Consider the following 14,005-nt stretch of genomic DNA (forward strand, 5'->3'; position numbering starts at 1 on the left):
TATCCAATTTATAAAAAACAGCTTCCTGTTTTTGCTGCTGGGCTTTAGTATCCAGGCCAATGCAGCGGCACCTAAACGGATCATTACCTTAAGTGGAGCACTAACTGAAACAGTTGACGCTTTGGGCCTCGGAAAAAGCATTGTTGCTGTCGATGTAACCAGTATCTACCCGGCTTATGTAAACGATCTGCCCAAAGTAAGCAAGAACCGTACGGTATCTGCCGAAGGCCTTATCTCTTTCAAACCCGACCTGGTATTGGCTCCCGAAGGCAGCGTTTCAAAAGAGATCGCATACCAGCTACAGTCGGCCGGTATTAACCTGATAAACATCAAACAGGATTTTTCTGTAAACGGTTCAATAGCATTTATTAAAGCCGTGGCTGCTGCCCTTCAGGTGCCGGCAAAAGGCGAAGCACTGGCCAAACAAACACAAGCAAAAGTGAACAAAGCCCTCACCGAGGTTAAGAAAAGCAACAAAACACCAAAAGTGTTATTCATTTACGCCCGGGGTACCGGCGTTATGCTGGTTGCCGGTCAACATACCAATATTGATGCCATCATAACACTGGCAGGTGGCAAAAACGCAGCACAGGGCTTTGATAATTTTAAACCCTACACAACCGAATCATTGATAGAAGCCAACCCAGATGTGATCCTGATGTTTGATTTTGGATTGAGCAGTTTGGGCGGCGCTGAAGCCGTATTGAAAATGCCGGGAGTAGCACAAACCAACGCCGGTAAAAACAAACGCATAGTGCAGATGGACGGCGAACTTTTGATCAACTTCAGTGTAAGGCTTGACCAGGCCATCACCGCGTTGAATAAAAACCTGCAATGAAAAACGGACTGATCTATACAATATTAGGCTTAGCCGTTTTTTTTACAGCAGCACTGTCATTAAGCATGGGTGCCATGAAAATCCCTGTTCAGGATGTGCTGCTCATATTAGCAAAGAAAGTATGGCTATTTAAAAATACACCTGTTGATGAGCAATTTGATACAGTACTAACCATAGTACGGATGCCCCGTGTTATCATGGGCTTGCTTGTGGGTGCAGCATTGGGGATTTCGGGAGCGGCAATACAGGGCATTTTTCGCAACCCGCTTGCAGAACCTGGCTTGATCGGGATCTCGTCAGGCGCTTCATTATTTGCCGTGCTGATCATCGCCGCCGAGACTGCATTACTGGCGGGTTTAAGTAATTTACTGGGTTATTATTTACTTGCTTTCGGTTCATTTGCCGGGGCTGGTATTGCTACATTGGTTGTTTACCAGATCTCCCGTAATGACGGCAGACCAAATGTGGCAACCATGCTTTTAGCTGGTATAGCCGTTAACGCACTTGCCGGGGCATTAACCGGCCTGGTTACCTATATGGCTAACGACCAGCAACTACGCAACATTACGTTTTGGCTGTTGGGGAGTTTGGGAGGTGCTACATGGCAAATTATTTTATGCCTTGTGCCTTTTGTAATTATCCCGCTCCTACTGTTACCGACTATGGCCAAAACCCTCAATGCCTTTGCACTGGGCGAAACGCAGGCTCAACAACTGGGCTTGCCTGTGGGCCGGGTAAAACGCTGGGTGGTTATACTATCTACTATGGCGGTAGGCGCATCCGTGGCGGTATCAGGTATCATCAGCTTTGTTGGCTTACTGGTACCGCATATGGTAAGGCTCATTTTTGGGGTGGATAACCGCAGGGTATTGCCTGCGTCTGCCTTGATGGGCGCTTTGATCCTTACCCTTGCCGATATGATAGCCCGGAAAATAGTAGCACCGGTAGAGTTGCCCATAGGCGTAATAACCGCTTTGCTGGGCACACCTGTTTTCCTGTATATTTTAATAAAAGATAAAAAGAAAATTACCCGATAAGATGCTTACAGTTGAAAATGTAACTTATAAAACCGGGAAACACACCCTGGTAAAAGATGTATCATTCATGGTGCATCCCGGCGAGATCATGGTGATATTAGGCGCTAACGGAGCTGGTAAATCATCGCTGATGCGTTTACTTAGTGCCGAAAAAACGCCTACATCCGGATCAATCTCCCTATCGGGAAAAACCTTAAATAGCTATGCTGCAAAAGAGCTGGCATTAAAACGCGCTATCCTTAATCAGCAAAATATCATCAATCTTGATTTTTCAGCAATGGAAATAGTGCAGATGGGACGTTATCCGCATTATCGCAATCAGCCCACAGCTCATGACCTGGATATTATTAGCGAGGTAATGACCATCACCGGGACCACCCACCTGGCCGAGCGTTCATTTTTATCGTTATCAGGTGGTGAGCAACAGCGTGTCCATTTGACAAGGGTACTGGCCCAGATCTGGGATACGCCAGAGGCACTGCTCCTTCTTGATGAACCTGTGTCGGGCATGGATATCCTGTATCAGCAGCAAACCTTATCGCTGGCAGCCATGCTGGCAAAAAAAGGTTTTATTGTGGTTGCGATATTGCATGACATTAATCTTGCCGCCCAATATGCCGATAATATCATGATGCTTAAAAACGGCCGTAAATGGTATCATGGCACACCTGCCGAAATCCTCAACAGCAAAAGTATTTACGATGTTTTTGAAACGGAGGCCGATGTTTTTACCAACCCCAACACGCTTAAGCAACTTATTATGCCCAAAGTGGTCACACATGAAGTCCCTGAATACAATTTAAAATCCTTCACACTATAAATATGGAAACCATTTCATTAAAAGAACAATATCTTGCCTTTAAAGCCGAAAATCCAAAGAAAAGGATCCGCGATATCGCGGCTGCACTAAATGTTAGCGAAGCCGAATTACTGATGACCAGCCTCGGCGAAAACGTGATCATCCTTGAAAACACATTCGATGCGCTATTAAAAGAAATTACCGGTTTGGGTTATGTAATGGCCCTTACCCGTAATGAATATTGCGTTCACGAACGCAAAGGCATTTATGAAAATGTATCTTTCAGCCCCCACGCCGGTTTAGTTTTAGGCCCGGATATCGACCTGCGTTTATTCATGAGCCAATGGAAACTTGGTTTTGCGGTAGAGGATAATAATCTGAAAAGCTTCCAGTTTTTTGACGGAAACGGCGTTGCCATACACAAGATCTACCTTACCGATAAAAGCAACGTTGAAAACTATCATGAATTGGTTGCCCGCTTCCGCAAAGCCGATCAACAGGCAGTAGTTTTGTTCCCAACCGAACCCGCTGCTAAGCCTGCCCTACCCGATGAAGAAATTGATGTAGCAGCATTTCAGGAAGCATGGACAGGTCTGCAGGATACCCATGAGTTTTTTGGTTTACTCAAACGTTTCAACCTCAACCGTACACAGGCTTTGAGGCTTGCCCCTGCCGGTTTTGCTAAACAGATCAATACCGATGATTTTAAAGGTGTAGTGCAGCATTGCGCAGAACAGCAGGTGCCTATAATGGTATTTGTTGGCAACCACGGCTGTATCCAAATCCATACAGGTACCGTTACCCGTATTGTTGAAATGGATACCTGGTTTAACGTGCTCGATCCTGAGTTTAACCTGCATTTGCGTATGGATGCCGTTGCCGCGGTGTGGCATGTAGTTAAACCATCGGCAGACGGAGATGTTAACTCAATTGAGCTTTTTGATAACGAAGGTGAAATGATAGTGCAACTGTTTGGCAAACGCAAACCGGGTTTACCCGAGCTGAAAGAATGGCGCGAGATCCTGGCCAATATGTCTTAAAATAACTGAATAATAAAACATCCAATATAAAAAAACCGATACCCTAATTGATCATTGATGTTCAATTAGGGTATCGGTTTTGTATTTTCCGATTAAATCGATACTTTCTGTTTATACAGCAACCTCGGCGGTTAAAATAACCGCCGCCTCCTGTTGCTTTTGGTGCAAGGCCCTTGCTTTGATGAAAAGCACCAAAGTAACAACTGCCAATATCGCGAACGATAAGTAAGCTGTTCCTAATAATTGCTGATTCCTGATAGCCATAAGGTTCACAATTCCGTAACTAAAAAAGGATGTAACGATATACAAAGAACCACCTGTTACACCGCTTGCAATACCGGCATTTTTTGAGAACCGACCCAAACAGTACGCAAATATATTATTGAAGATAAAGCCCGATAACAAGTGTACTAAAGCAGTAAAGGCCATTAGTGTAAACAAATTTGTTTTAATACCTGCTGTAGATACCATTAAAGCGGCAAAGCTCAATTGTAAAGCAAGCGCAACCGATACTTTTTGGATGAGCGGTTTTTTGATCAGGGTTTTGGAAATAATACCACCCGCCATGAGTGATACTCCTGAAAGCAGCGAACAATAACCAGTTACCACCGGCGAAAAATGAAATACATGTTCAATAATGAAAGGACTGCTCATTCCGTAAACCACCAGCATGGCATAACTTAAGGAAATGAGGATCAGGCCCAAAGAGAAATCGCGGGTTTTAATGGTTGCCAAGTAAACTTGCAGAATACTTTTTGCCTTAAACGGATGATAATTCTTAAGCGATTCGCCGCCGTAAACCAATTCTAAAACCAGGAGCGACAGTGTTGCTATCCCCAGGAAAAGAAAATTTGACTCCCATCCAAAAGCTGCTTCAAGATAGCCCCCGATAAAGGGAGCAACGATAGGTGCAGTTGCCCAGATAATAGAAAAAAGGCTGGTATAGTGCTTAAGTTGCTCGCCCGAATACATATCTACAAAGTATGCCCTCTTCCCTACTACAATAAGGGCTACGGTGATACCTTGCAAAACACGCATAGCATAAATAAGCTCAATGTTGTGACAAATAGCTATGCTAAAACTTGCCAAAGCAAAAACCAGTAAAGAGATTGTACCGATACGGTAACGGCCAAAGCTATCAAGCAAACTGCCAACAAACAGCTGACTAACACCCGAACTGATCATAAAAGCAATCAGCGAAAGTTGTACCTCCGAATTATTAACCGCCAGTTCCCTGGCCATTGAAGGCAGCGATGGAATATAAATATCAGTTGCAAAACCCGAAAGCGGGATCAGCGCAAATGCTAAAACCGTGCTAATGCCTCTGTGATGTTCTTTTATAAGTTTCATAATTTAATGTTGAAAATTAACAGACCTCAAATACGGTATTGATTGTATACCTATCTTATCGATAAACAAAAGTAGACTAAACAGTTTATTAAATAAAACCATTTAGTCTACTTTTAATCATAATTACATTGTTATGTCAATTGTATATTTAAAGCGTCTGATTAATAAAATCAATGTAAAAAAATCGGGCAGCAGCTATATATTTAAAAAGAAAAATACAAGTAAACCATTGATTATCAAACATTTTATAATTACCAAAAACCGACTTCATTTCCACACGCCATTAACCCGTTATACTTTTTTAAACCATTTAGTCTATATTTACATATTAAATAATTGAAAATGAACAAAGGCGAGCAAAAAAGGCAATTCATCATTGAACAGGCTGCCATCCTATTTAACGAAAAGGGAATTGCCGGCACTTCGGTTGATGAGGTGCTTGAAGTAGCCAATACCAGCAAGGGCTGTTTTTATGGTCATTTTGAAAGTAAGGACGAACTTGCCCAGGCATCTGTTGACTACCTTTTAGGAAAACTTAACGACAGAAGAAATAATACAATAAGTAAACACAAAACCGCTATAGCGAGGATCAATGCAGTTTTGGATAACAGCAAAAACCCACTGAAAAGCTATATTGAAGGAGGATGCCCGATAGTTAATTTTTCGACAGAGACAGACGACACCAACCCTGCTATTAAAAAAAAAATAAAGGACATGGTTGATACTGCTATAACAACCTACACCAATGTTATCAAAGAAGGCATTGACACGGGAGAACTCTCAACCGCGATAGACCCTACTGAATTTGCAACAAAAATGATGCTTTCGATAGAAGGAGGAAATGCACTTTGCAGGGTACTGAACAGCACAAAACCTATGCAAATCATGATCAAAAGCCTGAAAGCCGAACTGGCATCGTACGCTACGGAAAAAGCTTGAATCTAAACTAAGGTTTCGCGATAGCTTCATTGATCAATTGTTCGGCCTGTGCATTCCCGGGACCAGGAGCATCAAAGCTGAGCATTTTGCCTTCTTTATCAATCAGGATATATTTTGGAATGGCATAGGCAATATAGGATTGTGCAACAGCACCATCTTTATCGTAAAGTTGCAACCAATCCGGCTTTTCTTCTTTGAGCGCGTTTCGCCACTCCTTTTCTCCATCGTGCACGGCAATGCTGATAAAAGCAATCTGCTGGTTAGTTTTAAATTTATCGCTTAGCTTTTTAAATGAAGGCATTTCCTGGCGGCATGGCCCGCACCAGCTTGCCCAAAGATCGATATAGATAACTTTCCCTTTAAAATCGGCCAGGCTAAAAACCTTTCCATGATCATTAGTCAAAGTAAAAGCCGGAGCAGGTTTACCAATTTGCACCTGCATTAGTAGTTGCTTCTTCTCCAGAAAACCATTGGTGAGGTTCTTTTTTAAAGCAGCATTGCTAATAGCACCAATAAATACCTGCATTTCTTTTTGGGCGGTATTTAATTGCTCAATAGAATTAGCGCTACCAATTCTTTTTTCAACGTGTCGGTTCAGGTAATAGTCCCTGACTTTTCCGGTAAAAAGCTGCTTTATTTTTTCAAGCGCATAACCGGTCTGCTTTACCGATGCAGAATCGCGCAGTAGATCCAACTTTTGTTCATAGGCATAATAAAGCGGAAGTACCCATGATTCATAATCTTCTGATACTAAATATTCGTCGTGTGATATCCCTTTTGAAAAGGCCGAAGGTGTACTTTTAGCTACCAGTTCCCGCATTTGAGTCGCGTTATATTTACTCATTTCAAGATGCTGGAGAAGCATATAAAAGTTTAAGCTTTGGTTATCCAGGTCAATCATTTTCTTAAACGTATTGAAATATTTGTCCTGTTTTGCCGGTTTGCTAAACACTACATTCAGCAACGAATCTTCTAATGCTTTGCTTTTTTTAAGGAATGGGATTAGTTCGTCAGTTTTGAGTTCATACCATGCTGTCTTGTCGTTCCGGGCTACAAGGATCGAATCCGATTTTACCCGGTATTGATTGCTTTCGGCACCAATGCCACTAATTTTCTTAGTTTTTGACAGGGTGTTATAATCGCTTGCATCACCGGTTATATGAAGATCATATCCCGGAGCTACATAGATACGGTTGATTTGAGTATTGTTTTGCTGAATGCTGGTACGTTGAGGCCTGGATATTTTGTATGTTTTTAGATAAAATTCGCCCGAATCATTAAGCCTGATGGTATCCAAAACAAATTTACCGTTGGCATCCTCAAAAAAGATCTTTAACGTCTTTTCGGCCGAATTGGTAAGTTTTCCTTGTATGATAAGTGGTTGAACAGCGTTTTGAGCTACTCCCCTGCTGATAAAATAAAATGATAGCAGGAGCAGGATTGTTTTTTTCATAGATGTAATTGGCAGGTTTAAACAAATATAAAGTCGTAAGTTCACTTGAACAATACTTTATGGATTAGTTTTAATATTATCCTCCAAAACAGCACTGGATATATGAATGATTCATTGGGCAAAAATCAGCCCGGCTATAAAAGTCCTTTTAATTAAGCAAGTGACGTTCGTCATGCCTTAAGATCATTTGTTCCCTCGCGCTTAATAACACCATAATAAACAGCCCCAATACAACGCAAATAACAGCGCCGAAATTAGCTGTCAGAATGCTTGAACTAACGTTCCTTTGTCCACTTTGCAACAGGCGGTTGCTTTCTCCAACCTGTATCGCTATCAATTGATCAAGCGATTTCAAGGCCTGTGCGAAAACAAATTCTGCGTTATTTTTATCTGTTTCCTGTTTCTGCAGGTTGCGCAATTGGGTACGAAAGGCTTTCCATTTTGCTGATTCCTCGCGCGTTAATTGTGTAGCCTCGTATTTTTTTGCCAGTACTTCTATCGCAGCATAATTACTATTGATCGTAACCCTGCTATCCGTGCCGGAAGCAGTCGCCAGTTTATTTTCATAAAGCCTGTTGCTTATTTCGTGCACGAAGGTTGCCGGCAGCAAACGGTCGTTCATAATGGACGTTAACGTTTTATCCAGTTCCTTTACATTATCACGACCATTCCAGTTGGCCAGTAAAAGCATAGCGGTAAGCACAGCTAATGCCAATACCATTCTCGCTTTATTTTTTATAATATAAGCTCGTGTCATAACATTAAATTGTTTTTTAAAGATAAGAAAGTATGGGTACCTGCGAAATATACTTTCATTACAAGTACATCACTCGTATCCGCTAATATATAGCTCTTTTAGATTTAATCAACCTTGGAACCCGAGGATGAGCCTCTGATCTGGAGGTTGGTTTTAAGGATCACAGAATGCGAAGCGGTACTTCCGCCCTTTGAGTTCAATTTTTTGAGCAATACTGTAATTACATTGTCAGCAATTTCATCAACAGGCTGAGCTATCGCGGTAACAGGCGGCGAGTACAGTTTAAAAACATCATAATCATCAAACGAGATAACAGCCATGTTTTCGGGAACCTTGATACCCAAAGCATTAAATACTTTTAGCCCACAGGTACCTACATGGTTGGTGCCAAACACTACCGCGTCAAGGTCCTTATACTTTTTAAAAAAGGCAGTCATCGGTTTGATGATCATTTCCTCATCCTGATTAAAAACAACTTCCTTAACCACAGGTGTGAAACGGCTTTCCTTCAGCGCATCCTTATAGCCCTGTACCCGGGCCAGCATTTGTGTTTGCGAGGAAGCGAACGTAACAAAAGCAATGTTTTTATAACCCTGCTGTATTAAATGTCTTGTGGCGTTATAAGTACTGAAAAGATTATCCACCTCTACATAATCGGTATTTACTTTCGGTAAATGCCTGTCGAACATCACCACAGGCAAACCATCCTTAAGTAGCTGCTCTACATCATCCTCTATACCTTCGGGCGGAGCGATGATATAACCGTCAACATGCCTGTCACGGAACATATTGATCAATTCCTTTGTTTTTTGCGTATCGTTATCGGTACTGCAATAAAGTATTTTGTAACCGTTTTTATAGGCCCTGTCTTCGATAAGTCTGGCTATGCTGGCAAAAAATGGGTTTGAGATATCTTCAACCATCAGGCCAATAGTATTCGACTTGCCCGTACGCAGGCTTTTGGCAAGCGAGTTAGGTTTATAGCCCACTTCTTCAACGTATTTGGTAACACGCTCAACAAGGTCCTCACCTATCCGTTTTTCCTTCGCGCGCCCGTTCAGTATAAATGATACCGTAGTTTTAGAAACCTTTAATTCATTGGCGATATCAACAATCGATAGTTTTTTCAATGGCTTACAATTGGCTAAAATCAAATATAAAATATAATAGCTCAATAACCATAGATTATTGAGCTATTATTGGCCAAAATATAAAAATAAATCGATTAAGCTACTTTCATTATATTCCTTGTTTATTAAGCTTAGGATAACTGATGCCGAATAAAAATATCACTGTATAACAAATGATAGGCAGATAATAAGCTGTGGCCACATTATGGTTGGCAATCAGGCCCATAATCGGCGGAAACAATCCTCCGCCAACAACACCCATCACAATAAATGATGATGCATTTTGAGTTTGTGCGCCTAAATTTTTCAACCCAAGACTGAATATAGTTGGGAACATGATACTGAAGAAAAAGTTAATAAACAACAGTGCCACAAATGATACTACACCAAAACCCTGCGCCACGATAATGCACATGAGGATATTGCCCAAAGCAAATATCGCCAGCAATTTATTGGGGGCTATATAGCGCATCAGGAAAGTGCCTATAAACCTGCCTGCCATCATCATCACCATGCTTAATGAAAAATAATAGCCCGCGTGTTCGTCGGTCAGATGCATGATCTCATGACCATAATTAATAAAAAACGCCCAGGTGCCCCCTTGTGCTGCCACGTTAAACAACTGAGCTATTGCAGCAAAAACAAAATGCTTTTTCCTGAACAGGCTTTCCTGGATATGTCCTTCGCCCGCAACGGCATATGAATCCGTAGCCACAACATGCGGATCCTGCAACGGAGGTACTTTTAAAAATGAAAATGCAACACCTACCAATGCTATCACTGCTCCTATTACGATATACAAGTGTTTTACCGATATCAGGTCGTTAGAATGCTCCTGGCCTCCTTTCAAAACAAAATAGCTACCCAACAGCGGGCCAATAACGCCGCCCACGCCGTTAAAGGCTTGCGAAAAGTTAATACGCTGGTCGCTGGTACGCTGATCACCAAGAGAAGCAACAAAGGGGTGTGCAACAGTTTCAAGTGTGGCCAGACCGCAGGCCAGGATAAAAAGTGCAACTCTAAAGAACTCAAACGATTTAGCATCAGCCGCCGGAACAAACAGAAATGCCCCTGCAGCATAAAGCCCGAGGCCTAAAAGCACGCCGTTTTTATAACCAAATTTTTTCATGAACATGCCCGCCGGAATGCCCATTACGGCGTAAGCACCAAATAATGATAATTGGACATAGGCCGAGCGAGATTTTGAAACGTGCAAAACATTTTGAAAATGCTTGTTTAGTGTATCTCCAAGGGTCATGGCTATGCCCCAGAGCATAAATAACGAGGTTACGAAAATGAGGACAACGAGGAACTTGCGTTCGGTAAATTTCGGTTTGGTATCCATTGTGCAGGTTTGTGTGTTAATTGGACAGGTAAATTAGTTTAAAACTTCAATGTACCCAAGGCTTATTATTAATTTTTTATACTAAGGTTATTTATAATTACGCCACGATCATCTTTGTAAATTCCACGTGTTTTTGAATTTCAATAATGGCCTTTCAACGTATCTGAAAGATAATTCGGCAAACAGCAAAGAAACGCCGACGCGGAGCAGCGATATGACAATGAAATTCCCAACACTGCTGTGAGCCCTGAAATTTTCAAATACAGCAAAAATAACGTAGTGGTAGACATAAATCCCGTACGATCTTGTTCCAAGCCACTTAAGTATCTTATTGGAGAATAAAAAATGCTTCGGACTTTTTATTGCTATAAATATTGCTCCTGCACAAAAAACATCTAACAATAAAAATCCGCCGTTACGAAAAATAGAACCGGCAGTCAAAACTGCCAGGCAACAACTAAAAACAACAGCGCAACCGGCAATTAACCAGTTTCGGAGTTTATTGCCCAACAAAAAGTTTTTAAACCTGGTTGTTGACATCGCAACCGCCAAAAGTGCTCCTGTTAAAATACTATCAACACTACAAAGGGTAAAACGCATTGGATCAATGATCAGCAAGCCGCCGTAAAATGAAGTTTCAAAATGCCCTTGCCAAAATCGATATATGGATGCAATTAATATCAATGTTAACAGGACTTTTATCTGATTTCGCCGCGAAAATTTGAATAAAAAGAAGGAAGTTACTAACGGCCAAAAAAGATAAAAGTGTTCTTCAACAGATAAAGACCAAAGATGCACCAGGTGTCCGGAAACTTGTTCAGGTAGCAGATTGATAAAATAAAACAAACCCGCTATCGTAGCTAATGATTGATTAGCTACGGGATTATTAACCTCGATGTATGACCAAAAGACATTGGCTAATATTATGCAAATTAATAAAGGAGGAAAAAGCCTCAAAGCCCGGCGAAGGTAAAAACGCCAGATTGATATTTTACCGTGGGCAGATGACTCAGCTTGTAATAAAGACGTTATTATAAATCCGCTTAATACAAAAAAAAGCTCAACCCCCACTAACCCGCCTTTAATGATACCATAGCTCATGTGGGTGAGTAAAACAAACAATACGGCAAGTCCCCTTATATTGTCTAAACCCGGGATATAATGAAATAGTTTTTTGGGCGGTTCCTTTGAACGATTGACATCAATAACAATTTGCTGCGAACCCATTCCGGGTTTATCAATTATTTGATAATCAGTATTTAATGGCATAAAATATAGGTAGGCCATAAAGATAATTAAATAATGTTACCTTAAAAGTCAAACTCAAAATAGCTAACGGCCTGTCTAAACAGTAATTATTCTATTTTTACAGGGTTATTGTAAGGTTCAACCAATAGCTTAATCTGATCCTTACCCAGCAACGCTGCATCAAATTCTATCCTGATATCTTTTGATTCGCCTTTCATTAGCGAAAAATAGTTATCGTTCATGATGGCCGGTAGGATCTGTTCACCAGTACTCGCTTTTATAGCCTGCACACGAATTGCAAAAGCAGCCGCCATTGATGAGGACGGATTAGTGATCTTAGCATCCACATAATACTTGCCATCAATTTGTTTTACAGTCGACGATACTTTCAGGTTGACTTTTGACAGTTGGTTAAGCGCAGTAAAATCAGTCCGTTTATTGCCTCGCCAGTAAAAATTATCCGACACCAGTTTTCCATTTTTATCTATCAGTTTCAGCTTAATAAAATGGACATCAGTAAGTCCGTTGCTTTTTGGCGCGCCGCCATATACCTCAAAATCCCAAAGCGAATAGCCCCAGCCCGAACCGCGCTGCTGCCCATACATACGCACGTAGCGGCCTTTCACCTCATCAAATGTGATCTGTTGCACGCCAACATGACCATCGCCGCTTTCGTAAACATCCCTCCAGCTATTGGCATCATCGGATACCTGTATCTTGAAAGCTTTACCATAGGCTTCTTCCCAATTTAATTTTACGCCATTCACTTCCTGCGTCTTTCCCAGGTCAACATAGATCCATTCTGCATCATTGGAGTTACTGGCCCAACGACTCCCCGAACTACCATCTGTTACAGAGCCGGCTTCACCCATAGTGGTTGACGATGCGAAAGCAGGTTTATTCAGCGCCAGGTTTTCGCGATTATCGGCAAATGGCATGGTAAAACAGTTTAAGGATGTATTCGATGGCGCATCAATGGCTTTTGACAGGCTGTATTGTTTTACTATCTGCCCATCACTGTTGTAAACATCGGCGTATGCCTTAAGGCCGTTTTCATCATTACGTGTAGTATTGATCACTTTAATGGCATTATTTACCGGGTTCCATTGAATGTGAAGTGGCTCACATGCTTTTTTTGCGCCCCAGTAGGCCCCGGTAAGGTCATAATAGTAATCATAGGTTTGCCACACCAATGACGGATAGGCCGACTGGCTCATCCAGGTCATGATGCCCGATGCATCTTCCCAAATATTATCTTCCCAACCCTCATACATAGCTTTGTTAGTTTCAATGTTTAGCAGCTGAGCCTTACGACAATAATCCTCAATGCCCGAAGCAGCACCATAGCGGTTTTTAATACCGTCATCATATCTATCTGGGCCTGCATTGCCAGCAGATGGCCCAAAGAAGTGCAGGTTCCACATTTCATTTCGCGGCCACCATTTATCCTTTGGTATGAATTTTTTAAAGCTGTCGAAATTGGTAAACACTGCTGTACCTATCTCGCTGCGTAGGCCCCAGCCCTGGTTACCTCCAAAGCCATTTGGAAAACGACTGAAATACCAGCGTGGGTCAAAATTTGTCCACGGCCCGCTGCCTGTTAGGTTGCCGGCATGCGAATTGGGCTGATAATACCTGTCGTTACCATCATAAGCGCTGATATCCTCTTTGAGCCAGTTATTGAGTGGCGGTAAAGGCTCACCCTCATTATCACCGCACCATATGGCAATTGAAGGGTGGTTCCTGAACCGTTTTATTTTTTCGATGGCATTGGCGTTAAAGGTATTCACATCATTGGGCAGGTTTGGGATAGAGTTAAGCCAAAAATCATCCCAAATCATGATACCGTATTTATCGCAGGCATTATAAAACTCTTCATCAGTAGTCGAGCCTATCCAATTGCGGACGATGTTAAAGTTCATCTCCTTATGCAGGCGTACTTTGGTATCGTACTCGTCTCCCCGGCAGCGCAGCATGTATTCGGCCATGCCCCAATTACCGCCTTTTAAAAACACTTTGGTGCCGTTCACATACAGGTGCAATACATGCCCTACGGTATCGTAGCTATA

At 41.9% G+C, this 14,005-nt stretch carries 12 protein-coding genes; 5 read left to right on the forward strand and 7 right to left on the reverse strand.

The features are described 5' to 3' along the window. The first annotated feature begins 1 nt into the window (after window position 1). From VF500_RS14045 to VF500_RS14060, 4 genes are read left to right on the forward strand one after another with little or no spacing between them, the layout of a single operon-like run. Complete coding sequence (locus VF500_RS14045; RefSeq protein WP_330860264.1) at window positions 2-838, forward strand: heme/hemin ABC transporter substrate-binding protein; 837 nt, start codon at window positions 2-4, stop codon at window positions 836-838. Beyond that, window positions 835-1,875 carry an iron ABC transporter permease gene (locus tag VF500_RS14050; RefSeq protein ID WP_330860265.1) on the forward strand — a complete coding sequence of 347 codons (1,041 nt, stop codon included), beginning with the start codon at window positions 835-837 and terminating at the stop codon, window positions 1,873-1,875. The genes VF500_RS14045 and VF500_RS14050 overlap by 4 nt, the downstream gene beginning before the upstream one ends. A gap of 1 nt (window position 1,876) precedes the next feature. Continuing rightward, the gene (locus tag VF500_RS14055; RefSeq protein WP_330860266.1) at window positions 1,877-2,695 is read left to right on the forward strand and encodes a heme ABC transporter ATP-binding protein; all 819 of its coding nucleotides are present in this window, start codon (window positions 1,877-1,879) and stop codon (window positions 2,693-2,695) included. Between the two features lie 2 nt (window positions 2,696-2,697). After that, the gene (locus tag VF500_RS14060; protein ID WP_330860267.1) at window positions 2,698-3,714 is read left to right on the forward strand and encodes a hemin-degrading factor; all 1,017 of its coding nucleotides are present in this window, start codon (window positions 2,698-2,700) and stop codon (window positions 3,712-3,714) included. A 111-nt stretch (window positions 3,715-3,825) separates the two neighbouring features. On the opposite strand, the gene VF500_RS14065 is transcribed toward VF500_RS14060, so the two are convergent. Next, window positions 3,826-5,064 (reverse strand): MFS transporter, encoded by a 1,239-nt coding sequence (locus VF500_RS14065; protein WP_330860268.1) that lies wholly within the window; start codon window positions 5,062-5,064, stop codon window positions 3,826-3,828. 342 nt (window positions 5,065-5,406) lie between these two features. Here VF500_RS14065 and VF500_RS14070 point away from each other — a divergent pair, with 342 nt between their 5' ends. Then, window positions 5,407-6,003, forward strand: coding sequence for a TetR/AcrR family transcriptional regulator (locus VF500_RS14070; RefSeq protein WP_330860269.1), 597 nt, complete (start codon window positions 5,407-5,409; stop codon window positions 6,001-6,003). A gap of 7 nt (window positions 6,004-6,010) precedes the next feature. Here the strand turns inward: VF500_RS14070 and VF500_RS14075 are convergent, their stop codons facing one another. The 6 genes from VF500_RS14075 to VF500_RS14100 form a co-directional block, all read right to left on the reverse strand. Further along, window positions 6,011-7,456, reverse strand: a complete 1,446-nt coding sequence (locus VF500_RS14075; protein WP_330860270.1) for a TlpA disulfide reductase family protein — start codon at window positions 7,454-7,456, stop codon at window positions 6,011-6,013. Between the two features lie 148 nt (window positions 7,457-7,604). Continuing rightward, on the reverse strand, window positions 7,605-8,213 hold the full coding sequence (locus VF500_RS14080; RefSeq protein ID WP_330860271.1) for an MCP four helix bundle domain-containing protein: 609 nt from the start codon (window positions 8,211-8,213) through the stop codon (window positions 7,605-7,607). 104 nt (window positions 8,214-8,317) lie between these two features. After that, window positions 8,318-9,343: a LacI family DNA-binding transcriptional regulator gene (locus tag VF500_RS14085; protein ID WP_330860272.1), complete on the reverse strand. Its 1,026-nt coding sequence runs from the start codon at window positions 9,341-9,343 to the stop codon at window positions 8,318-8,320. A gap of 109 nt (window positions 9,344-9,452) precedes the next feature. Next, window positions 9,453-10,688 carry an L-fucose:H+ symporter permease gene (gene fucP / locus VF500_RS14090; protein ID WP_330860273.1) on the reverse strand — a complete coding sequence of 412 codons (1,236 nt, stop codon included), beginning with the start codon at window positions 10,686-10,688 and terminating at the stop codon, window positions 9,453-9,455. Window positions 10,689-10,796: 108 nt separating this feature from the next. Further along, window positions 10,797-11,975, reverse strand: a complete 1,179-nt coding sequence (locus VF500_RS14095; protein ID WP_330860274.1) for an acyltransferase — start codon at window positions 11,973-11,975, stop codon at window positions 10,797-10,799. A gap of 68 nt (window positions 11,976-12,043) precedes the next feature. Further along, on the reverse strand, window positions 12,044-14,005 hold a 1,962-nt coding region (locus tag VF500_RS14100; RefSeq protein ID WP_330860275.1), incomplete at its 5' end, for a discoidin domain-containing protein.

It is taken from the genome of Mucilaginibacter sp. (assembly GCF_036383575.1).
Lineage (GTDB): Bacteria > Bacteroidota > Bacteroidia > Sphingobacteriales > Sphingobacteriaceae > Mucilaginibacter.

Coding starts and splice junctions, on each gene's coding strand:
- VF500_RS14050 (WP_330860265.1), top strand. CDS start 835: ATGAAAAACGGACTGATCTATACAATATTAGGCTTAGCCGTTTTTTTT.
- VF500_RS14055 (WP_330860266.1), top strand. CDS start 1,877: ATGCTTACAGTTGAAAATGTAACTTATAAAACCGGGAAACACACCCTG.
- VF500_RS14060 (WP_330860267.1), top strand. CDS start 2,698: ATGGAAACCATTTCATTAAAAGAACAATATCTTGCCTTTAAAGCCGAA.
- VF500_RS14065 (WP_330860268.1), bottom strand. CDS start 5,064: ATGAAACTTATAAAAGAACATCACAGAGGCATTAGCACGGTTTTAGCA.
- VF500_RS14070 (WP_330860269.1), top strand. CDS start 5,407: ATGAACAAAGGCGAGCAAAAAAGGCAATTCATCATTGAACAGGCTGCC.
- VF500_RS14075 (WP_330860270.1), bottom strand. CDS start 7,456: ATGAAAAAAACAATCCTGCTCCTGCTATCATTTTATTTTATCAGCAGG.
- VF500_RS14080 (WP_330860271.1), bottom strand. CDS start 8,213: ATGACACGAGCTTATATTATAAAAAATAAAGCGAGAATGGTATTGGCA.
- fucP (WP_330860273.1), bottom strand. CDS start 10,688: ATGGATACCAAACCGAAATTTACCGAACGCAAGTTCCTCGTTGTCCTC.
- VF500_RS14095 (WP_330860274.1), bottom strand. CDS start 11,975: ATGGCCTACCTATATTTTATGCCATTAAATACTGATTATCAAATAATT.